The 511-nt window shown below is 31.3% G+C and carries 1 protein-coding gene; it reads left to right on the top strand.

The features are described 5' to 3' along the window. Positions 1-205, top strand: a 205-nt coding sequence (locus V7266_RS10975; protein ID WP_335467931.1) for a hypothetical protein, incomplete at its 5' end; no start/stop codon positions are given. Positions 206-511 lie beyond the last annotated feature (306 nt).

Here is a 511-nt window from a genome sequence, read left to right as displayed (position 1 = left end):
AGCAGTTTTGAAGACTGTGTATTTATATTACGATTTTGTTAGTGTTGAAAGTACAGTTAACCCTAGGGGAAAACAACTGTTATTATCAATGAAATTAACGATAACTTATACAATAAAAAATATTTTAGATATCTTTTGGAAGGAGAACACCTTTCTCCCATTTATATATTTAGGCGTTTTTAGAGATTTCAGCGGGGTTTCCTAGAATCCGTTATTAAGTTCTCGGAACGCAGTAGATAAACTTTTTAAGCTAGACTATTTTGTTTGTTCTAGCTAGTGATTTTTGCTGAATCACAGATTTATCAAGGATTATATTGAAAAAACGAAAAATTAGCTGTTTTACTTTAAAGAAGGATGACCACGGAGGATATTTCGACCTCTACCTCCTTACCAATCCATATACGACTATGATTGGTATCTATCAAATTTCCAAAGATTGCTGTTGATTGATCAATACTTTTTTCAATATTTCTGTTAACTCTCCTCAGACTTTAACCAAATCCTTATAAAA

The organism is Neobacillus drentensis (assembly GCF_036965645.1).
In the GTDB taxonomy this organism is placed as follows: Bacteria; Bacillota; Bacilli; order Bacillales; family Cytobacillaceae; genus Neobacillus; species Neobacillus drentensis_D.
The sequence above is the reverse complement of the archived record's forward strand: the minus strand, read 5'-3'. Positions and strand labels throughout refer to the sequence as shown.